This window comes from Pseudomonas sp. TH06, assembly GCF_016651305.1.
Classification (GTDB): Bacteria; Pseudomonadota; Gammaproteobacteria; order Pseudomonadales; family Pseudomonadaceae; genus Aquipseudomonas.
Window position 1 is genome coordinate 1520358 of the sequence record NZ_JAEKEC010000001.1, and the last position, 21689, is coordinate 1542046.

Sequence of the window (21689 nt, forward strand, 5' to 3'; positions counted from 1 at the left end):
TTTCAACAGGGCAAACCGTGACCGGTCAGTTCTCATTAGCGTAGTCAGGTTTTTTCTCGCCTTGCGGTTCACGAATGCTCGACGGATGTGTTTAGAATGCCCCTCGTCGCCATGCCCGAGGTTCGCCTTGGGCGTAGCGCAACAGGGTGAAACCGACCACTAAAACAAGAACGAAGACGGGCCCCAAGAGTAAGGACAAGCACCGGTGATACCGGCTTGATCCGATGCCGGGCCGTCATAGCATGAGGCTGCCGGAATGGCCGCTTCATCGTGGGATGCCATGAATTTCATTCTTTACTCGGACGTCAATGACCGTTCCATCAGCCAGAGTCTCGGTCGTCCTGAATACAGTTACTACTTCGTGCTCAAGGCTTATCGCCCGGTGCTGGAAAGCCTTGGTCGCGTGCACGTGGTGGCGTCCGTCGCCGATGTCGATCCGCTGTATCGACAGCTGAGTCAGGCTGGTGAGGAATGTCTGTTCCTTTCGTTTTCACCACCGCATAAAGCCCCGACCGATCTGCAATGCCCGATGGTCTGCGTGATTGCCTGGGAATATGACTCGATCCCGTCCGAGAGCTGCGACGACGATCCCCGCCAGGACTGGAGCCAGACCCTGGCACGCCATGGCCGGGTAATTACCCTGTCCACGCACACGGCGCAGGCGATCCGTAAAACCCTGGGTGAAGATTTCCCCGTGCTTGTGCTGCCCACGCCGTTGTGGGAGGGCTTTGCGCAGGTGCGGCAAGACTATCCAGCCGTCCCGGTAAACCCGGGCACGACTTTGCAGATCAAGGGATGCATCATCGACAGTCGCGCGATGGGCCTGTCCGCCGATGGCTTGATCGCGCCGATACACAGTGAGCAGGAACTGCAACTTCGCGGCCTGGCCGAGCCGGAGCCCGAAGCCGCGCCGCCCCTGACCTGGCGTCGGCGTGCATTCATCACCAAGCATTACCTGCGCGAAACCTGCCGGGCGCTGGTCGGCCCTCGCGAACACCCGCCGCTGTTTTTGCTCAAGCACAATCTGCTGTTGTGGTATCGCGAAGCCGTTTGCGATCTGGTGCCGGATGGCCTCCGCCAGCATTTGGCGAAATTGCGTACGCCAGCACCGCAGCCGCTGCCGGTGGCCACCACGGTCAGCGAAGCGCTGGACCCCGCAGGGCATCCGCAAGCGGTACTGCCTGACACCAGCGAGCAAGTGGCCATCGACGTCAGTGGCGTGGTCTACGTGAGCGTGTTCAATCCCGAGGACGGTCGCAAGAACTGGCATCACCTGATCACGGCCTTCTGCTGGGCCATGCGTGACAACGAGGACGCCACGCTGGTGCTGAAAATCACCCAGAACGATCTGGCGAGCTACTACGTCCACTTGATTACCTTGCTTTCGCAACTGTCGCCGTTCGCCTGCCGGGTCGTGGTCATGCACGGCTATTTGCAGGACGAGGAGTTCGCCCGGCTGTACGGTGCCGCGAGTTTCTACGTCAACGCATCGCGCTGCGAAGGTTTGTGTCTGCCGTTGATGGAGTTCATGTCGTGCGGCAAACCGGTGATTGCCCCGAACCACACGGCGATGCGCGACTACATCGACGAGCAGGTCGGGTTCATCGTCAAGTCCAGTCACGAGCCGACAATCTGGCCGGAAGACGTGCGGATCCTCTACCGCACCGTGCGCCATCGCCCGGACTGGAGCTCATTGAAAGCCGCTTATGAGGACAGCTATGCCATGGCCAAAAACCACCCGCAGGCTTATCTGGCCATGGCCGCTGCCGCCAATCAACGCATGCGCGATTACTGCGGGTTTACCCCGGTGCAGCAGCGCGTAAAGGCGTTTTTCGACCTGAAGGCGGACAGCGAAATCACACCGCTGATGGCCGAGGCGGGGACTGCCGCATGCTGATCATCATTCATTCGGAAACCAACAAGAGCAACATCCAGCAGAACCTCGGCCGACCCGAGTACAGCTACTACTTCGTCCTCAAGGAATTCCGCCCGGTGCTGGAGCGAATTGGCCAGGTGATCGAAGTCAGCAACCCGGACGAACTGGTTGATCGCCTGTATTTCGATTGCCTGAGCCGTGGCGAAGATTGCGTCTTTCTGTCCTTCTCGCCGCCGCATCGCACACCGATTCATTACGCCTGCCCGACCATCCCGGTGTTTGCCTGGGAGTTCAGCACCATTCCCACCGAAAGCTGGCAGGGCGAGCCTCGCCATGATTGGCGTGTGGTGCTGGAGGCGTGCGGCCGGGCGATCACCCATTCGAGCTTCACGGTCGATACCGTGCGCGATGCGATGGGCGCTGATTATCCGGTCTGCGCGATCCCCGCCCCGGTATGGGATCGCTTCGCCGCGCGCGGTGAACATCTGGATCGACGCCCGGTCGTCGAACCGGTCACCCTGAATCTGCGCGGGTTGTTGATCGACAGTCGCACCGTGGATTTACGCCCCTATGGGCCACCCGGGCGGTGCGAAGGCACGCCGATGTCCTTCGCCGGGCCGGCGCAGGATTGCTCATTGCAGCTTGACGGCGTGGTCTATTCCTCGGTGTTCAATCCCTACGATGGGCGCAAGAACTGGCAGGACATGCTCAGCGCGTTTTGCACCACGTTCCGCGATACCACCGATGCGACTCTGGTGCTGAAACTCACGCACCATGACATCGCCGATGCGTTGACCGACATGCTGCACCACCTCTACAAGAACCAGTCTTACCAATGCCGGATCGTGCTGATCCACGGCTATCTGGCGGATGTCGATTACGAACGTCTGGTGCAGGCCACCAGCTACGTGGTCAACAGTTCCTTCGGCGAAGGCCAGTGCCTGCCGTTGATGGAGTTCATGTCCTGCGGCAAACCGGCGATTGCGCCGTTGAACACTGCGATGGCTGACTACGTGAGCGGCGACAACGCATTCATCGTCGACTTCACCGAAGAGCTGACGGCCTGGCCCCACGACCCGCGAGCGGCCTACCGCACGATGCGCTACATGACCAATTGGGACTCGCTGTGTGCGGCGTATCGGGCCAGCTACGACGTGGCGAAGACGGATGAACAGCGTTATGCCGCGATGTCGGTCGAAGCGGTGCGCAGTCTTGAGCACTTCTGCAGTCAGGCCGGTGCCGAGCGGCGTTTGCAGGCGTTTCTCGAGCCGTTGTTGCAAGCGGCCGGCACCTCATCTGCGCCAGTCGCCGTCGCATGATCCGGCGCCTGCTCGCTCGATTTCGCCCGGCGCCAGCAGCGCTCCCTGTCGAAGAGTCGGCGCCTGCCGCGCCCGATACCGCGTCGCCGCTGTATGTCGGATTGCGTGACGCGGTTCTCGACGGCTGGTTTCTCGGTGACAGCGGCGAGTTGCTCAAAGGCTTTGCCATCAACGCTGACGATACGTTGCTCGACGTCGGTTGCGGTGACGGCGTAGCGACACTGTTTGCCGTGCGCCAGGGCGCGTCTGTGATCTTCACCGACAGTGAACACGACAAGGTGCGCGAACTGGCGCGGCAGGTCGACGCGCAAAGCCGCCAGTTGAATCTGGGGCTGGTCAGTAACAGCCTGCCATTGCCCCTGGCCGATGGTTGCGCGAGCAAAGTGGTGTGCATGGAAGTGCTTGAGCACGTCGACCAGCCCGAAGCATTCATGGCCGAACTGGTGCGCATGGGCCGTCCTGGCGCGCAGTACCTGCTCAGCGTGCCGGCGCCGGTCGGCGAGCATCTGCAAAAAGGCATCGCTCCGGCCAGTTACTATCAGTCGCCCAATCATGTGCAGATTTTTACCCCGGAGCGTTTCGCCGCACTGGTAGAGGACGCTGGCCTGGTGATCGAGCATCGTCAGGCCAGCGGTTTTTTCTGGGTGATGGGCATGATCTTCTTCTGGGCCGGCGAACGGGCGGCCGGTCGCGAACTTTCGGGGGCCGTGCGTGACCGTATCCATGAACCGTTCACACCGATGATGGAACACTGGGCCAGGGCCTGGCAGAGCCTGCTCGATCAGCCTGATGGGCTGCTGGTCAAGCAGACGCTGGACCGGTTCATGCCCAAGAGTCAGGTGATCATCGCGCGCAAGCCACTGGATGGCGGAGGGGCACCATGAGCGACAAGCGAATCATGGACATCGAAGTCTTGCGCGCTATCGCGGTGTTGGGCGTGCTGTTCCATCACGTGCAGGGGAGCCTGTTTACCGATACCGTGCCGCTGCTGGTGAAAATTCAGCTGTGGGCGCAATCGTGGTGGGGCGTCGATCTGTTCTTCGCGATTTCCGGGTTCGTCATCGCTCGCAGTCTGATCCCGGCATTGCGCAGTTGCAGCAGCCGTCAGGAGTATTGGCAGCAGACCCGCAATTTCTGGTTGCGCCGTGCCTTCCGGTTATTGCCGGCGGCCTGGCTGTGGCTGGCGCTGATGCTGCTGGCGTGTGTCTTTCTCAATCGCTCGGGGGCGTTCGGTTCGCTGTCCGCCAACCTGCAGGCGACGCTCGCCGGTGTGCTGCAGTACGCCAATTTCCGCCTGGCCGACAGCTTCTTTCACTACGAATACGGCAGCAGCTTTGTGTACTGGAGCCTGTCGCTGGAGGAGCAGTTCTACTTGCTGTTCCCGCTGCTGATTCTACTGTTGCGCAAACACCTGGTCTGGGCGTTGCTGGCGCTGGTAGCGGTGCAGATTCTCAGCGTGCGCACGCCGTTTCTGATGTTCGTTCGTACCGATGCGCTGGCGGTGGGTGTGCTGCTGGCAATGTGGAGCGCGCAACCTTCGTATAGACGCTGGGAGCCGACCTTTCTGCGCTTGCCCGGGGTCGGCACACTGGTGTTGATCAGCATCGGGTTGCTCCTGTGTTTCATGGCCACCGACCGCTTTACGTTTGCCAGCTATCGCATCGGTTCGCTCACCGTGCTCAGCGCGCTGCTGGTGTGGATCGCCTCGTACAACCGCGATTACTTGCTGCCGGCCGGCCGATTGCAGAAGCTGATGGCCTGGATCGGCAGCCGTTCCTATGGCATCTACCTGATCCATGTTCCGGCCTATCTGCTGGTGCGTGAAATGATCTTTCGCTTGCAGGCAGCCGGGCTGCCGAGTCCCGCCGGGCATCCGATTCTGACTTCGCTGATCGCCCTGGGCCTGATCGCGCTGCTCAGCGAACTCAATTACCGCTTCGTCGAAATGCCCATGCGCAACCGCGGTGCCGCCCTGGTGGCGCGCCTCGGTACGTCCCGATCCGCTGTCCCATCCTCTGGAGCCACCTCATGCTGAGCTTTTTGAAGAAACGCACAGTGGCGGCGCCTGCTCCCGCCATTGCACCGCCCGCCAGCCCGGAAGCGGCCAGGGTCGATCCCTTCCTGCTCGGCCTCTACGATTCCGAGCTTAGCGGCTGGTTCAACCAGAAGACCGGGGAGCTGTTCACAGGCTTTCCTGTGGGCGCCGAAGACACGTTGCTCGACGTCGGCTGCGGTGATGGCGGCAACGTGCATTTCTGCGGCATGCGCGGGGCGAAGATCATCATCGCCGACATCGACGGCGCCAAGGTCGAGGCCACCCGCCAGCGTCTGAGCGATACCCCGGCGCGCGACATCGAATGCCATGTCACCGACTGCAACCCCTTACCGATCGCCGATGGCACCGCGACCCGCGTGGTGTCCACTGAAGTCATCGAACACGTCGACGATCCGGCGCAGTTTCTCGCCGAACTGGTGCGTGTCGGCCGCCCGGGCGCGCTGTATCTGCTGAGCGTGCCGCACCCCAGCTCCGAGCACCTGCAAAAGGGCATCGCCGCGCCGGTGTACTTCGAGAAGCCCAACCACGTGCGGATCATCGGCGAAGAGCAGTTCAAGGAAATGGTCAGTGACGCGGGCCTGGAAGTCATCAGCCACAGCCAGCATGGTTTCTATTGGGCCATGTGGATGTTGCTGTTCTGGGAAGCGAAGGTTGACCTGAGCAACCCTGATCACCCATTGCTCAACCATTGGGCTGCCACCTGGCAGGCGCTGCTGGAAACGCCACGCGGGTTGCAGATCAAACAGGCACTGGATGCGGTGGTGCCGAGATGCCAGATCATCATTGCCCGCAAGCCCTGAAGCTTTATCGCCGGGAGCCTGCTTCCGGCGGTTTTGTGTACCCTGCATGTTTTCTTCGGCAGGGATCGGCGATTTCATGCGGTTTGGTTATGTGGTTCTGATCACGGCTTTGTGGCTGGCGGGGTGTGAACAACCGGACACACCGCCACTCGATCAGCAACTCTATGTCTGGCAACGCCAGTGGACGCCCGCCCATGAGGCGGCGTTGCGCGATAGCCGAAATGAATTCTCCACCTTGCGCGTGTTGGCGTTGCAGGCTTTTCCGGGTGCGGGCTGGAGCCGGGCGCGTATCGATGCAGCGTTGTTGAAAACCGATGGCCGTCCGCTGATCGCGGTGATTCGTCTCGATGGCCAGCTCAAGGCGCTGGATCAGCAGCAGGTCACGGCGCAAATTCTTCAGGTCATCCAGGACTGGCAGGCGCAGGGCCTTATGGTGCAGGGCGTGGAAATCGACCACGATTCCGGCAACGCCCGGTTGCCGGACTATGCAAAATTCCTCACCCATTTGCGTTCGGCGTTGCCGGCGTCATTGCCGCTGAGCATCACCGCATTGCCGGCGTGGCTCGACAGTGCGCAACTGCCGACATTGCTGGCCACGGTCGACAGCAGCGTGCTGCAAGTACATGCCGTCAGCGATCCACGTCTCGGTTTGTTCGATGCCGAGCAGGCGCGACGGTGGGCGGACGCCTGGGGGAAAGTCACCACCAAACCGTTCTATCTCGCGCTACCGGCCTATGGCGTGGCTCTGTTGCCAGATGACGGCGGAGCTCCGGTGGTGGAAAGCGAGGTGTCGCTTGAGCGGGGCGGTCAGCGCCGCGAACTGCTGGCCGATCCGCTGCAACTAAGTCAGCTCGGTAAAGCGCTGCGTGAGGATCCGCCTGCACATCTGGCCGGGTTGATCTGGTTTCGTCTGCCGCTGGCCAACGACAGGCGTGCCTGGAGTCTGACCACGTTGCGCGCTGTGGCACGAGGCGATGCGTTGCACAGTCAACTCGGCCTGACCTTCAGCGAACAGAATGGCCTCTACGACATCACGTTGAACAATCCCGGCAATCTCGACAGCGCCTGGCCCGCACGTTTGACCGTGAAGGTGGCGGGCTGTGAAGGCGCCGATGCGCTCGCCGGTTATTCGTTGCAACAAAGCCCGGATCTGCTTACCTTCACCCGCCTGCGCGACGGCCGCTTGCCGGCTGACGGGCAGCGTGCCATCGGTTGGGCGCGTTGTGCACATATTGATCAAGGAGGTTCGCATGTTGACCCGTAACTGGCCCCGTCATCTGCTCTGCCTGAGCCTCAGCCTGCCGCTGGGTTCGGCTGTGGCCTGTGGCCCGGATTTCCCCAACCGTCTGCTCGACGATCGTGGGCAGACCCTGGCGGATCTGCCTGAGGGCAACTTCAATTTCGAGATCAGCCGCCTCGGCAAAACCATTGCCGGGCTGAAGAATGTCACTGCCGCGACACACAACCCCAATGACAACTACGGCGAATCGAACGAGCTGGCCGAGGCGCGGGAAAAGGCCGAGCAGGCCGGTCTGACCACCGAGCAGCTAGCGATGGTCAAACAGTTGCGTGGCTTGACCGATGCGCGTCAGGTCGAAGTGCAGGGTGCCAGTCTGCCGACGGAAATCCGTTTTTACGTGGCCGGCGCCGTGGCGTTTGCCACGGGTGACCATCAACTGGCGGTCGAGTATTTCGACAAGCTGCTGGCGCTGCCGGCCGATCAGCGGCCGTTGCGCAGCACTTGGGCGGCGTACTCTCTGGGCCGCACATGGTTTGCAATGAGCAGCGAAAGCGGTGACGCAATCGAAGCGCTGGAACGGTCGCGCGAGGCGTTTCGCCAGACTCGTCAAATGAGCATCGACGGTTTCAGTGATCCACTGGAATTGGGTGTTGCCAGTCTCGGCGAAGAGGCGCGGGCCCTGCGCACCGCCGGTGACTGGAGCGGCGCCATTGAACTCTACGAAGCGCAAAACCTGCACGGCTCGGCGGTGGGCAATACGTCGCTCAGGCAATTGATGAATGAACTGGCCGAGTTGCCCGAAGCGGAACTGGCGAAGTTGCTTGATCACAAAGCGGTGCAGCAACTGGTCACGGCTTCGCTGGTCAGCCGGGTGGGCTGGTCGTTTGGCGAAGAGCCGCCGAACGAGAAAAAACTTACGCGACTCTTGCAAAACAGCACCCGTGGCAGCCTCGACAACGCGGATCGACTGGCGGCGATGAATTATCAACGCGGCGATTACGCCAGCGCCAAGGCTTTCCTCGAAAACGCCGGTGACGGTGGGCTCGCGTGGTGGCTGCGGGCGAAACTGGCGGTGCGTGACGGCGATAAAAACGCCGCCGCTGCAGCCTACGCCAAAGCCGCGCAAGCCTTCCCGCAGAACGAAGACTGGGGCTACCGGCGCACGCCGGACTGGGCTTATGAAACCGTCCAGCCGAAATGCCGCGTCGAGGGCGAAAGCGCGATTCTTGCGCTGCAACGCGGCGAATACCTGCAAGCCTTCGTGCAGTTGTATCGCAGCAACGATATCTATTGGTTCGACGCTGCAACAGTCGCCGAGCGAGTGCTGACGGTTGAAGAACTCAAACAGTACGTCGACGCTAACGTGCCAGCCCCGCAAGAACCCGTTCAGGAAGGGCAGGATCACTACGAGCAACAGCGCTCGGCGGAAAAACTGCGCAATTTGCTCGGTCGGCGCTTGCTGCGTGAAGGCCATTACGCGGACGCGGTCGGGTACTTCCAGGAAAGTTTGCAGAATCAGGCCAGGCTTTACGGCGAGCAACGGCTGAAAGCCGATAGCGCCTGGTGGCCGACCAAACGCGCCAGTGCGTTGTACAACGCGGCGTGGACGGCGCGCGAGTGGGGCATGGACATTCTCGGCTACGAGATGGCGCCGGATTACGCGGTGTTCGGCGGTGGTTTCAGTCTGGAAAACGCTGAGCTGAAAGTCGGCCCGCTGGTGGCCGAGGCCGAGGTGCAACGCCAGAAGGCCAGTGAAGCGCAGCCCGATCAGCGTTTTCACTACCGCTTCGTTGCTACCGCGCTGGCCAGTCGTGCGGCTGACAATTTGCCACACAGCAGTCAGGCGTTTGCGGCGGTGCTGTGTTCGGCTGCCGGTTGGAACAGCAGCCTGGAAGAACAGAGCGCCCTGTATCAGCGCTATGTCAAAGAAGGCCCGTATGTGCCGTGGGCAGTGGATTTCGGCAACCAGTGCCCGTACCCGGATTTTGAAAACGCCGACAAGCGTTACGTCACCCAGGTCACCGACGCCGTGCGCGCGACGCTGCGACCGTACAAGTGGCCGGTGCAGATCGGCGCCATTGTGCTGGCGGTTGGTGCCGCTTTGCTGCTGATCACTCGGCGCCAGCGCAAGGCCCGCAAAGACTAAGCCTGCTGGATAAACGTCAGGCGCACCGCAAAGCCGATCAACAGGCTGCCGAACAACCACTGTTGAACCCGTTGCGCCGTTGGACTGTGTTGCAGCCAACGGCCCAGCGCGGCGCCGGTCAGGGCGTAGGCGCTGTCGAACAGCAGGCCTACGCCGACCAGCAAGATACCAAGGACGGTGAATTGGCTGAGCACCGGGGCGCCGTCGGCGACGATGAATTGCGGCAACAGCACGGAACAGAACAGCAGCGCCTTGGGATTGAGCAGATTGGTCAACACGCCGCGACGGATTGCTTCGCGCCATTGCCCGCGTGTGTCGGCAATGTCCCCGGCATTCAGGTTCGGCAGCAGCGTGCTGCGCAAGCATTGAATGCCGATCCACAGCAGGTACGCCGCCCCGGCCAGCCGCACCACGTCGAACGTCCACGGTGCCGCCTTGAACAACGCCGCCAGCCCCAACGCCGCCAATGCCACGTGACAACCACGGGCAATCGCCAGGCCCACCGCAGTAGCCAGCGCTGCCCCCCGACCCTGACGGGCGCCGGTTTGCAGCAGCAGGATCATGTCCGGCCCGGGCAACAGAAACACCACGGCCAATGCCAGGAAAAACAGCCAGAGACTCGCCACGTCATACCCCTTTCGTTGTCGATTCGGTGACGCCAGTCTAGGGCTGAAGGGCGGGGCAGGTGCTTGCGTAGTCAGCTTCAAAAGCTTGCGGATTTGGCATAACCTGCGTTCTTTTCATGCGTACGCCATCAGGATCTGCCAAAGATGAAACTCGACGCTTTTGATCGCAAGATTCTCGCCGCGCTGCAACGGGACGGACGCCTGAGCAATGTCGAGCTGGCAGACGAGATCGGCCTGTCGGCTTCGCCCTGCCTGCGGCGGGTGCGAATGCTGGAAGAGGCCGGGGTGATTCGCGGCTATCAGGCCAATCTGGATCGCGATGAAGTGGGGTTGGGGCTGACGGTGTTTGTCGGGGTCAAGGTCGAGCGGCATAACGATGCTCAAGCGGAAGCCTTTTATCAGGCAGTTACCGCATTGCCAGAGGTGATTTCGGCGTTTCTGGTGTCCGGCGAGTCGGACTTTCTGCTGCAGGTGGTGGTGCCGGATCTGCGCGCGTATGACCGCTTTCTCAGCGGCTGCCTGTTGAAGCTGCCGGGGGTGAGTGACATCCGCAGCAATTTTGCGATTCACACAGTGAAGACCCCGGGAGCCTTGCCGCTGGGGCATTTGCCTGCCTGAAAAGCCAAGATCGCAGCCTTCGGCAGGGAATGCGTACCCCGTAGGAGCTGCCGAAGGCTGCGATCTTTTGATCTTTACATCTGCGTCGCCATCCCCTCGACATTCATCGCTGCCTGACGCAACGCTTCGGAGCGTGTCGGGTGCGGATGGCAGGTCAGGGCGATGTCCTCGGCCGAAGCGCTGAACTCCATCGCCACACAAAACTCGCCGATCATTTCACTCACGCTCGGGCCGACCAGATGCACGCCGAGCACTTCGTCCGTGCGTTCGTCGGCGATGACTTTGGCGAAACCTTCGGTCTCGTGGTTGATCTTCGCCCGGCTGTTGGCGGTGAACGGAAACTTGCCGACTTTATAGGCGCGACCTTCAGCCTTGAGCTGCTCTTCAGTCTTGCCGACACTGGCCAGCTCCGGTTTGGTGTAGATCACGTTGGGGATCAAGTCGTAATTGACCTCTCCCGCCTTGCCGTGGATCTGCTCAACGCAGGCCATCGCTTCGTCTTCGGCCTTGTGGGCGAGCATCGGCCCCGAGGTTACGTCGCCAATCACCCAGATGCCGGGGGCCTCGGTGCGATGCTGTTTGTTGGCGAGCATGCCGCGTTTGTCGGTGCTCAGGCCGACGTTTTCCAGGCCCAGGCCTTGGGTATACGGGCGGCGACCGATGGCCACCAGCACGTAGTCGGCTTCCAGCAGTTCGGCGCTGCCGCCCGCCGCCGGTTCGACGCTGAGCTGCACACCGCTGGCCGAGGTGGTGGCGCTGGTGACTTTCGAACCCAATTTGAAGGTGATGCCTTGTTTGCTCAGCGAGCGCTGCAAGGTTTTGCCGGCCTCGCCATCGACACCCGGGCAGATGCGATCAAGGTACTCGACCACCGTGACTTGCGCACCGAGCCTGCGCCAGACCGAACCGAGTTCGAGGCCGATCACGCCGGCACCGATCACCACCAGATGTCTGGGCACTTCGCTCAGTGACAACGCACCAGTGGAATCGAGGATGCGCTTGTTGTCGATCTCGACACCCGGCAGGGGCGTGGGCTCGGAGCCGGTGGCGATGATGATGTCCTTGGCAGTCAGCTCGATCTTGCTGCCCTGATCGCCTGTGACCGTGACTTTGCCCGGCCCGTCGATGTGGCCCCAGCCCTTGATCCAGTCGACTTTGTTCTTGCGAAACAGAAACTCGATGCCTTTGGTCAGGCCGGCCACGCTCTCGTCTTTCTGCTTCATCATTTGCGCGAGGTTCAGCGTCGGTTTGACTTCGATACCGAGGTTGGCGAATTCCGCACCCATGGCCGCGTCGTATAGCTCGGATGCGTGCAACAAGGCTTTGGACGGCATGCAACCGACGTTCAGGCAGGTGCCGCCAAGGGTGGCGCGACCTTCCACGCAGGCAGCCTTGAGGCCCAACTGGCCGGCGCGGATCGCCGCGTTATAGCCACCGGGGCCGCCGCCCAGAATCACTACGTCATAGTTGCTCATGCGCTTACTCCTGGTTGAGGGATGCGGATCGCTAAAAGTAGTCGTCGATTAAAATTACGAACGTAATATGTGCGTTTCCGGACATTTCGGTCAAGGCTTCAGGCAAGCGACAGGTTGGGCGTCTTTGAATAAGCGCAATTGTGTACGAATATTTCACGCTTTTCGTTATATCGTAACGATTAGAAGATTGGGCCAATGAGCTTGGGGTGATATGCAAGTCGATCTGGAGGTTGATGGCACGCAAGTGACCGGCCTGCCGCGCTTTCAGCAGGCAGCGACGCAAGGCCGACGATTACGCCGTCTGGCGATTGGCCTTGGCAGTCTGGCCGGGGCAGGGTGGGGGCTGGCGTTTTTTGTCGGGTTGTTTGCGCCGCAGTCGTTATGGCTGCCGCTGCTGGTCAATCAGGGTGCGGCGTTGCTGGTGTTGGTGGCCGGGCTGCAATCGGCGTGGTGGGTGACGCAGTGGCGTGCCCGGGTGATGAGTCCGCTGGCGTCGCTACCGCTTGCGATTGATGAATCGCCCACGCCGGATGGCTGGTATGAGCGGCTGCTTGATCGTCTGAGTCGGCGCAGCGTGCATCTGCTCGGCCTGATCGGCGCGGCGACATTGTGGCTGGGCGGTTGGGCTCTGTTGGTGGTGCTCAGTATCGAGCAGGTGTGGAACCTCGCCTTGCCGGCCGCCGCTGTAGGCGTGTCCGCCACGGTGGGCGCGGCACTTGCCTTGCTGTTGGCGTTCGGTCTGTTGGTGCTGGAACGGCAACTGGCTCAGGAAAATCCAGCGCAATGGCCCGAAGCCGCGTCATTGGCCCAACTGGCACGCGTGACAATTATCAGTCTGGTGCTGGGAGCGCTGTGTTTGCTGTTCGCCAGTGAACAGGCGCTGTGGCCGGTTCGCCTGGCGGTACTGGTGGGAATCTTGCCGGGAATGGTCGCGATCGAGTTGCTATTGCGCGCCGTTCTGTCGCTGTTCAGCCCTCGACGTGATCAACTCGAACCGACCTTGCTGGCGCGCAGTTTTGTCGCCGATATGCTGCGTTGGCCGCCGCAACCCTTGCTTGCGTTGCAGCACGAATTGCATAACCGTTTTGGCATCGATCTGCGCCAGATCTGGGCATTCAGCTACATGCGCAAGGCATTCCTGCCAGTGCTGGCGTTGGTCGCCGTGGTTGGCTGGGCATTGACCGGGCTCCACGAAATTCCCCTGCAAGGTCGGGGTATCTACGAGCGTTTCGGCAAACCGGTGCAAGTGTTTGGCCCCGGCTTGCACGCAGGTTTACCGTGGCCGTTGGGGCGGGTATTGAGCGTCGAAAACGGTGTGGTGCATGAATTGGCGACCAGTGTTGGCGAAACGCCGGCGGTTGTTCAATCAGAACCGGCCGAAGGGCCGGCGCCGTTCACGGCCAACCGTTTGTGGGACGCCAGCCATGTCAACGATAAAGCCCAGGTCATCGCCAGCAGCCGTGGCGAGCAGCAAAGCTTTCAGATCGTCAACATGGACGTGCGTTTCGTCTATCGCATTGGTCTGAGCGATCAAGCAGCGCTGGCGGCAACCTACAACAGCGCCGATGTGCCGACGTTGATCCGCAGCACCGCCAGCCGGATTCTGGTACACGATTTCGCCTCGCGCACCCTCGACGGATTGCTCGGAGAAGACCGTGCAGGACTGGCAGAAGACATCGGCCGCGCCGTGCAAAGCGATCTGCAAAAACTCGACAGCGGCGTGGAAATACTCGCCACCGTCGTTGAAGCGATTCATCCACCCGCCGGCGCCGCCAACGCTTATCACAGCGTGCAAGCCGCGCAGATTGGTGCACAGGCGTTGATCTCCCGCGAACGCGGTGCAGCGGCAGAAGCGGCTAATCAGGCGCAGTTGCAGGCCAGCCTTGCCCGCGATCAGGCCAGCGCCAACGCCCGCGAGATCAGCGCCGCCGCGCAGGCCGCCGACTTGAAATTCAGCGCCGAACAAAAAGCTTACGCCGCTGCCGGCCAGGCGTTTGTGCTGGAGCAATACCTCAGTCAACTCAGCCAAGGCCTGAGCAAAGCCAAATTGCTGGTACTCGACCATCGATTGGGCGGTAGCAGCAACGCACCGACCATCGACCTGCGCTCGTTCACGCTGCCGGCTGACCCGACGCCCGCGCGTACCACCGCTCAACCAGGAGTCGCCCATTGAGCCAGTCGCACACACACGATCATCATGACCACAGCGGCCACGATCACGGCCATGGCGGGCATCACCATCATCACGGTCATCACCACCACGGCGCGCCGGAAGAGGCGGGGCCATTCCCGTGGCGTCGCATGGGCTGGGCGGCGTTGCTGGTGGCTTTCGCCATCGCTGCGGCGAGTCTGGTGCAAGTGCGCTCCGGCGAAGCCACGGTCATCACGCGTTTCGGTAATCCCTCGCGGGTTTTGCTCGATCCGGGTCTGAGCTGGCGCTGGCCGGCACCGTTCGAAGCGGCGATTCCGGTGGACCTGCGTCTGCGCACGACTTCCAGTGGCTTGCAGGATGTCGGTACCCGCGACGGTCTGCGCATCATCGTGCAGGCCTACGTGGCGTGGCAGGTGCAGGGCGATCCGGACAATGTGCAACGCTTCATGCGCGCCGTTCAGAACCAGCCGGACGAGGCGGCGCGGCAGATTCGCACGTTTGTCGGCTCGGCCCTGGAAACCACCGCGAGCAGTTTTGATCTGGCGAATCTGGTGAATACCGATGCCAGTCAGGTACGCATCGCCGATTTCGAGGCGCAGTTGCGCCAGCAGATCGATCAGCAACTGCTCGCTACTTATGGTGTTCGCGTGGTGCAAGTCGGTATTGAACGACTGACGTTACCCTCGGTGACCCTCACCGCCACGGTCGATCGCATGCGCGCCGAGCGTGAAACCATCGCCACCGAACGCACCGCTATCGGCAAACGTGAAGCGGCACAAATCCGCTCTGCCGCCGAGCGTGATGCGCGAATCGTTCAGGCTGGCGCGACAGTGAAAGCCGCCGATATCGAAGCGCAGTCCCGCGTCGAAGCGGCGCAGATCTACGGACGCGCCTATGCCGGTTCGCCGCAGCTCTACAACCTGCTGCGCTCGCTGGATACCCTCGGCACCATCGTTTCTCCAGACACCAAACTGATACTGCGCACCGATGCCGCGCCGTTCCGTGTGCTGGTCGATGGCCCGCCGAGTCTAGACACCAAGTCCGGATCGCAGCCATGAGTGAAGAAGTTCCACGTGGAACACATGCGCTGAACAGCCCCTGGATTCAGGCCGGACGCTTGGCGTTTTTTGCCCTGTACGCGGTGACCGTGTTGGCCGCATTGGCGTGGGCGTTCTCCAATGTGCGTCAGATCGATCCGCAAAATCGTGCGGTGGTCTTGCACTTTGGTGCGCTGGATCGCATCCAGAATGCCGGTTTGCTGTTGGCTTGGCCGCAGCCATTCGAGCAAGTGATTCTGCTGCCAGCGGCGGATCGAGTGATTGAGCGGCGGGTGGAAAATCTATTGCGCAGCGATGAGGCGTTGAAGGCCGACCGAGTCGCTTCGTTCGCGACACCGATCAGCGATGCACTGGCCGGCTCTGGTTATTTATTGACCGGTGATGCCGGTGTGGTGCAACTGGATGTGCGGGTGTTTTACAAAGTCACCGATCCGTATGACTTCGTGCTGCAGGGCGATCATGTGCTGCCAGCGCTGGATCGCCTGGTTACTCGCAGCGCCGTGGCACTGACCGCCGCACGGGATCTGGACACCATTCTGGTCGCTCGACCGGAACTCATTGGCGCCGACAATCAGGCCGCCGAGCGCCGTGAACGCCTGCGGGGTGATCTGGTGCAAGGCATCAATAAACGCCTGGCTGAACTGAAGGCCAGCGGGCAGGGCATCGGCATCGAAGTGGCGCGGGTCGATGTGCAATCGAGTCTGCCCGATCCCGCCGTCAGTGCATTCAATGCCGTCCTGACTGCCAGTCAGCAGGCCGACAAAGCGGTGGCCAATGCCCGCACCGATGCCGAGAAACTCACCCAGTCCGCCAACGAGCAGGCTGACCGTACGCTGCAAGTCGCCCACGCTCAAGCCGGTGAACGACTGGCCAAGGCGTCAGCCGATACCGCTACGGTGCTGAGTCTGGCCAAGGCTCAACAACAAGGCACCGACCCGCAAATGCTCCTGCGTCTTTACCGCGAGCGCATGCCGAAAATCCTCGGCCAGGCTGGGTCGGTGACCACGGTCGATCCGAAAGACGATTCCCGCCTGATCATTCAGGGAGCCAGTAAATGAGTGCGACCACCGCTGCACCGAGCCTGTTGTCCTCGGCCGAACAACGGCGCGCAGCCAGGCAACTGACGTTGGCGATGGTCGCACTCGGGCTGCTCGGCCTGGGTCTGATCTGGCGTTGGCTGCTGCCGGCACAAACCGGTGTCAGCCAGTTGCTGCTCGGTTTTGCTTCTTTATTAGTCGCCGTGCCGGTGATGCGCTCGGCGTGGTACAGCCTGCGTTATCCGAGCCTGCATGGCATTACCGATCAATTGATTGCCCTGGCGATGCTCGGGGCGTGGGCGACAGGCGATCTGCTGACCGCCGCGCTGTTGCCGATCATCATGATCTTCGGCCATGTGCTGGAAGAGCGCAGCGTCATTGGTTCGCAGGAAGCGATTCACGCCCTCGGTCAATTGACCCGCAGTCACGCGCGAAAGATTCAGGCCGACGGCGCGATCATCGAAGTCGACAACGGCACGCTCAAACCGGGCGACACGGTCGAGGTGCGTGCGGGTGACCGTGTCCCGGCGGACGGTCGAGTGTTGTCCGGCCAAGCTAGCCTCGATACCGCTTCGATTACTGGCGAATCCGTGCCTGTAGAAGCAGACGTCGGCATGACAGTATTCGGCGGTGCGATCAATCTCGACGGACTGCTGCACATCGAAGTGACCCGTACCGGCGATGAGTCGACCCTCGGCAAAGTTATCGCGCTGATGCAGAACGCCGAGCGTTCAAAGCCGCCCATCACTCGACTGCTCGAACGCTATGCCGGCAGTTACATGGTGCTGGTGTTGCTGCTGGCGGCGGTTACCTGGTTTGTCACCAACGATGCGCAAGCGATGCTCGCGGTATTGGTGGCGGCGTGTCCTTGCGCCTTGGTGTTGTCGGCTCCGGCCACGGCGATTGCCGGTGTCGCGGTGGCGGCGCGTCACGGGATCCTGATCCGCAGTTCGGCCTTTCTCGAAGAGTTGGCCGACCTCACTTCGCTGGTGGTCGACAAGACCGGCACCCTGACTTTTGGCACCTTGCGCTTGCAGTCGATCAACAGCCCTCGCGCGGATGCGTCCTCAGTGATGGCGCTGGCTGCCAGTCTCGGCGCGGCAAGCAGTCACCCGGTCAGCCGCGCACTCGCCGGGTTGGTGCGTCAGGAGGACTATGTGTCGCTCAGCGATATCCATGAGCGGCAGGGGCTTGGCGTCGTGGCCTTCACCGGGCAGGGCGAAGCGGCCCTTGGTCGCCCCGAGTTGTTTGCGCAACTGGGTATCACCACGACCACGGTTCCCGATCACGACGGCCCCATCGCCGGGCTGTCGCTGAAGGGCGAATTTCTCGCATGGCTGTTGCTGGCTGACAGCGTCAAACCTGAAGCCCGATTTGCCCTCGCTGAATTGCGTGAACTGGGCCTTGGACGGCAACTGCTGCTCACGGGCGATCGGCACAGTGTGGCGCAGTCTCTGGCCAGAGAGGTCGGCTTGCACGAGGTCGAAGCCCAGGCCTTGCCCGAGGACAAACTCAATCGCGTGCTCAAGGAAATCGACAACGGCTTCCGGCCGATGGTGGTCGGCGACGGCATCAACGATTCGCTCGCGCTCAAGGCAGGTGTGGTTGGCGTCGCGATGGGGGCGGGCGGTGCAGACATCGCACTGGCGTCGGCGGACATCGTGCTGATCGGCAGTGATCTGCGCCGGCTCGGCACCTGCGTGCGGTTGAGTCGTCAGTGCCGCAGGACATTGCAGGTCAACGTGATCATCGGCCTGGGCTGGACGCTGGCCATCGTGGTGTTCGCCGCGTTCGGCTGGTTGGGGGCCGCCGGGGCGATGATTGCCGCGTTGCTGCATAACCTCAGTACGCTGTTGGTGCTGGGCAATGCCGGGCGATTACTGCGCTTTCAAGAACCGCTGCTCAAGCTCAAGGAAGAAAGTTGAAATTATTTTTCGTCGCCCTGTAACGCCGTTGAGGCTGCTCTCTCTAGTGCCATGTCGAGACTGAACAACCTTCCAGCCGACACCCCCTGACGATGACCGAGGATATAAAAATGACTATCAAGACTGCTGCTGCCGGTGCCGCCCTCGCTTTGGCCGCCGCTACCCTGTTTGCCGGTGTCGCAACCAACGCGATGGCCGCTGATGCCACCGTTCACTGCTACGGCGTGAACGCCTGCAAAGGCCAGAACGATTGCAAAACCAAAGATCATGCGTGCAAAACCTTGGGCTCCTGCAAAGGCCAGGGTTTCAAAGCCATGACTCAATCGGCTTGTGAAAAAGCAGGTGGCAAGGTCGGCGAATAACTGACCGGCAAGTGCCGCCGCAGTGGCTCACGCCACTGCGGCCACTTTTTATCAGGAGTTTGCTCATGTCCACCTCTGTTCCTTTTCTCGGCTATGGCCTGGGACTGCGCAGCGCTTACTACCAGCAGATCCTCGAACAGTCGCCCGACGTGGACTGGTTCGAAGTGGTCTCGGAGAATTTCATGGTGCAGGGCGGCAAGGCCCTGTATTACCTCGATGCCATCGCCGAGCGTTATCCGCTGGTGATGCATGGCGTGTCGCTGTCCATCGGCGGCCCGCACGCCCTGGACGTCGACTATCTAAAACAACTCAAGGAACTGGCCGAACGGGTCAGGCCAGCGTGGATCTCCGATCACTTGTGCTGGAGCCGCGGTAACGCCCACCAATTGCATGATCTGCTGCCGTTGCCCTACACCGAAGAAAGCCTCGAATACATCGCCGGACGGGTGATGCAGGTCCAGGACATTTTGCAGCGTCCGTTGGTCTTGGAGAACGTCTCCAGTTACGTCCGTGCGGCCTCGGACGATTTCACCGAGTGGGAGTTTCTCGCCTTGTTGAGCCGTGTGAGCGGCTGCGAGTTACTGCTGGACGTGAACAACGTCTATGTCAGTTCGCGTAACCACGGCTTCGATCCGTGGACCTTCATACAAAGCCTGCCTGTCGATAAAGTCCGCCAACTGCATCTGGCCGGGCACAGCGATTACGGCGATTACGTGATCGACACCCACGACCATCCTGTCAGTGACCCCGTCTGGGCGTTATACCAGCGCACGCTGGAGCACTTCGGCCCGGTGGCCACGTTGCTGGAGCGGGACGATCATTTCCCGCCCTTCGAAGAACTCCTTGATGAACTGCAGAAAGCGCGAGAACTGGGTGACAGAGTCTTGGTCGGGGGGCAGCAATGCGCCTGAGAGAATGGCAATTGGCGTTCGAAACATTTCTCCTCGATGAGGTGGCAACAGCGAATCTGACGTTGGAAAAGAGCCTGATCGGTGGCCCGACCCTGGATGTCGGTACGGGCCTTGCGATCTATCACAACGCCTACAAGGCGCGTTTGCTGGAGGTGCTGCGCAACGACTTCGAGGTGATCTGGCAGTGGATGGGCGACGAGGAGTTTGACCTGCTCGCCACGGCCTACCTTCGCCAATACCCGTCGGCGCACTACAGCCTGCGTTGGCTGGGCAAGGGTTTTGAAGGTTTTATCCGCGAATACCTGGTGCCCGAACAGAGTGCGCCGTTGGCCGAGATGGCCGCGCTGGAGTGGGCGTTCACTCTGGCCTTTGATGCGCCGGCGGGTGAACCGCTGACGATTGAAAACATGGCGACGCTGGCCCCGGAAGAATGGCCAGAGCTGCAGTTCAAACCGATACCTTCGTTGCAGCGGCTTGAGTGCCGCTTCAACAGTCTAGCGCTGTGGCGCTCGGTCAAGGAAGACACTGATTTCCCTGCCAGTGCGGCGCTCGATACACCTAACGCCTGCCTGATCTGGCGCCACGAGCTTATTTGCAATTACCGCAGTCTTGATTCGGCTGAAGCAGCTGCGCTGAATGGCCTGCTCAATGAAGGCTGGAGTTTCGCCGAACTGTGCGCGAATTCGGCAGTCACTTATGGTGAGGACGCGCCACTTCAAGCGGTTACCTGGTTGAAGCAGTGGGTGCAGGATGGTTTGCTGGAGCGTCTGCAACGATAGTTTCGGCTAATCAAATCGATAGCCTGCTATTTTTTCAGGATGGTCTACCCTCAGATCTGACGTCTGAAACAAGGGGGGATTTTCCATGCTCGCGCAACTTCCACCGGCCTTACAGAATTTGCAGCTTCCGCTTCGCCTGCGGCTCTGGGACGGCCATGAGTTCAATCTGGGGCCGACGCCCAGCGTCACCATCGTGGTCAAGGACCCGCAGATGGTCACCCAGTTCACCCATCCAAGCCTGGACGCATTAGGGGCGGCGTTCGTTGAGGGCAAGCTCGAACTGGAGGGCTCGATCAGCGAAGTCATCCGGGTCTGCGACGAACTGAGTAATGCCTTGCTGGGTGAGGATGACGACAGTCAGCCTGTGCGTTCGGTCCATGACAAGGAAACCGATGCCAAAGCCATTTCCTACCACTACGACTTGTCCAACGCGTTTTACCAGCTCTGGCTGGACAGCGATATGGCGTATTCCTGTGCCTATTTCGAGACTGGCAGTGAAACGCTGGAACAGGCGCAGCAAGCCAAATTCCGTCACCTGTGCCGCAAGCTTCGTTTGCAGTCCGGCGACTATCTGCTGGATGTTGGTTGCGGTTGGGGCGGACTGGCGCGTTACGCTGCGCGCGAATTCGGCGCCAAGGTGTTCGGCATCACCCTGAGCAAGGAACAACTGGAACTGGCGCGCGAGCGTGTCAAAGCCGAAGGCCTGGAAGACCAGATCGAACTGCAATTGCTCGACTACCGCGATCTGCCGCAGGACGGTCGTTTCGATAAGGTGGTCAGCGTCGGCATGTTCGAACACGTCGGTCACGCCAACCTCGCCGAATACTGCAAAACCCTGTTCGGTGCAGTGAAAGAGGGAGGTCTGGTGATGAACCACGGTATCACCGCCAAACACACTGATGGCCGTCCGGTGGGGCGTGGAGCCGGCGATTTCATCGAGAAATACGTGTTCCCCAACGGTGAGTTGCCGCATCTGGCGATGATCTCGGCGGAGATCAGTGAAGCAGGGCTGGAGATCGTCGACGTCGAAAGTCTGCGTCTGCACTACGCGCGGACGCTGGACCATTGGAGCGAGCGACTGGAAGACAACCTGGAAGCCGCAGGGAAACTGGTGCCCGATCAGGCGCTACGGATCTGGCGCCTGTACCTCGCGGGTTGCGCTTACGCGTTCGCCCGTGGCTGGATCAATCTGCACCAGATCCTTGCAGTGAAAGCGCACGCCGATGGCAGCCATGAACTGCCATGGACTCGCGACGACATCTATCACCCTTGACCCTTGATCACCTCTTTACTTTCGGTAGAGAGGCGT

18 protein-coding genes are annotated in these 21689 nt (G+C 61.2%); 16 read left to right on the forward strand and 2 right to left on the reverse strand.

Annotated elements, in window-relative coordinates; all coding sequences use genetic code 11:
• Positions 1–280: 280 nt before the first annotated feature.
• The 7 genes from JFT86_RS06685 (at position 281) to JFT86_RS06715 (ending at position 9437) form a co-directional block, all read left to right on the forward strand.
• Complete coding sequence (locus JFT86_RS06685) at positions 281–1897, forward strand: glycosyltransferase (protein WP_201236205.1); 1617 nt, start codon at positions 281–283, stop codon at positions 1895–1897.
• The gene (locus JFT86_RS06690; RefSeq protein WP_201231794.1) at positions 1891–3195 is read left to right on the forward strand and encodes a glycosyltransferase; all 1305 of its coding nucleotides are present in this window, start codon (positions 1891–1893) and stop codon (positions 3193–3195) included. The genes JFT86_RS06685 and JFT86_RS06690 overlap by 7 nt, the downstream gene beginning before the upstream one ends.
• Positions 3192–4079 carry a class I SAM-dependent methyltransferase gene (locus JFT86_RS06695; protein ID WP_201236206.1) on the forward strand — a complete coding sequence of 296 codons (888 nt, stop codon included), beginning with the start codon at positions 3192–3194 and terminating at the stop codon, positions 4077–4079. Before JFT86_RS06690 ends, JFT86_RS06695 begins: the two co-directional genes overlap by 4 nt.
• Positions 4076–5230 (forward strand): acyltransferase, encoded by a 1155-nt coding sequence (locus JFT86_RS06700; protein ID WP_201236207.1) that lies wholly within the window; start codon positions 4076–4078, stop codon positions 5228–5230. The genes JFT86_RS06695 and JFT86_RS06700 overlap by 4 nt, the downstream gene beginning before the upstream one ends.
• Positions 5224–6051, forward strand: coding sequence for a class I SAM-dependent methyltransferase (locus tag JFT86_RS06705; protein WP_201236208.1), 828 nt, complete (start codon positions 5224–5226; stop codon positions 6049–6051). The genes JFT86_RS06700 and JFT86_RS06705 overlap by 7 nt, the downstream gene beginning before the upstream one ends.
• Before the next feature lie 76 nt (positions 6052–6127).
• A complete protein-coding gene (locus JFT86_RS06710) occupies positions 6128–7315 on the forward strand; it encodes a DUF3142 domain-containing protein (protein WP_201236209.1) in 1188 nt (395 codons plus the stop codon).
• The gene (locus JFT86_RS06715) at positions 7302–9437 is read left to right on the forward strand and encodes a hypothetical protein (protein ID WP_201236210.1); all 2136 of its coding nucleotides are present in this window, start codon (positions 7302–7304) and stop codon (positions 9435–9437) included. Before JFT86_RS06710 ends, JFT86_RS06715 begins: the two co-directional genes overlap by 14 nt.
• Here the strand turns inward: JFT86_RS06715 and JFT86_RS06720 are convergent.
• Positions 9434–10063: a LysE family translocator gene (locus JFT86_RS06720; protein WP_201236211.1), complete on the reverse strand. Its 630-nt coding sequence runs from the start codon at positions 10061–10063 to the stop codon at positions 9434–9436. The two genes, JFT86_RS06715 and JFT86_RS06720, sit on opposite strands and share 4 nt — an antisense overlap.
• Before the next feature lie 144 nt (positions 10064–10207).
• Here JFT86_RS06720 and JFT86_RS06725 point away from each other — a divergent pair, with 144 nt between their 5' ends.
• On the forward strand, positions 10208–10681 hold the full coding sequence (locus JFT86_RS06725) for an Lrp/AsnC family transcriptional regulator (protein WP_201236212.1): 474 nt from the start codon (positions 10208–10210) through the stop codon (positions 10679–10681).
• A gap of 74 nt (positions 10682–10755) precedes the next feature.
• Here the strand turns inward: JFT86_RS06725 and lpdA are convergent, their stop codons facing one another.
• Positions 10756–12156 carry a dihydrolipoyl dehydrogenase gene (lpdA, locus tag JFT86_RS06730; RefSeq protein ID WP_201236213.1) on the reverse strand — a complete coding sequence of 467 codons (1401 nt, stop codon included), beginning with the start codon at positions 12154–12156 and terminating at the stop codon, positions 10756–10758.
• A 211-nt stretch (positions 12157–12367) separates the two neighbouring features.
• Here lpdA and JFT86_RS06735 point away from each other — a divergent pair, with 211 nt between their 5' ends.
• The 8 genes from JFT86_RS06735 (at position 12368) to cfaB (ending at position 21653) form a co-directional block, all read left to right on the forward strand.
• Entirely contained in the window at positions 12368–14329 is a 1962-nt protein-coding gene (locus JFT86_RS06735) for a protease modulator HflK (protein ID WP_201236214.1), read from the forward strand.
• Entirely contained in the window at positions 14326–15366 is a 1041-nt protein-coding gene (locus JFT86_RS06740) for a protease modulator HflC (RefSeq protein ID WP_201236215.1), read from the forward strand. The genes JFT86_RS06735 and JFT86_RS06740 overlap by 4 nt, the downstream gene beginning before the upstream one ends.
• Positions 15363–16424, forward strand: a complete 1062-nt coding sequence (locus JFT86_RS06745; protein WP_201236216.1) for a protease modulator HflK — start codon at positions 15363–15365, stop codon at positions 16422–16424. Before JFT86_RS06740 ends, JFT86_RS06745 begins: the two co-directional genes overlap by 4 nt.
• Positions 16421–18328, forward strand: a complete 1908-nt coding sequence (locus JFT86_RS06750) for a heavy metal translocating P-type ATPase (protein WP_201236217.1) — start codon at positions 16421–16423, stop codon at positions 18326–18328. The genes JFT86_RS06745 and JFT86_RS06750 overlap by 4 nt, the downstream gene beginning before the upstream one ends.
• 110 nt (positions 18329–18438) lie before the next feature.
• Entirely contained in the window at positions 18439–18690 is a 252-nt protein-coding gene (locus tag JFT86_RS06755; RefSeq protein WP_201236218.1) for a hypothetical protein, read from the forward strand.
• A 65-nt stretch (positions 18691–18755) separates the two neighbouring features.
• Positions 18756–19601, forward strand: a complete 846-nt coding sequence (locus tag JFT86_RS06760) for a DUF692 domain-containing protein (protein ID WP_201236219.1) — start codon at positions 18756–18758, stop codon at positions 19599–19601.
• Positions 19592–20380, forward strand: coding sequence for a DNA-binding domain-containing protein (locus JFT86_RS06765; protein ID WP_201236220.1), 789 nt, complete (start codon positions 19592–19594; stop codon positions 20378–20380). The genes JFT86_RS06760 and JFT86_RS06765 overlap by 10 nt, the downstream gene beginning before the upstream one ends.
• An 85-nt stretch (positions 20381–20465) precedes the next feature.
• The gene (cfaB, locus tag JFT86_RS06770; protein ID WP_201236221.1) at positions 20466–21653 is read left to right on the forward strand and encodes a C17 cyclopropane fatty acid synthase CfaB; all 1188 of its coding nucleotides are present in this window, start codon (positions 20466–20468) and stop codon (positions 21651–21653) included.
• Positions 21654–21689: the final 36 nt, after the last annotated feature.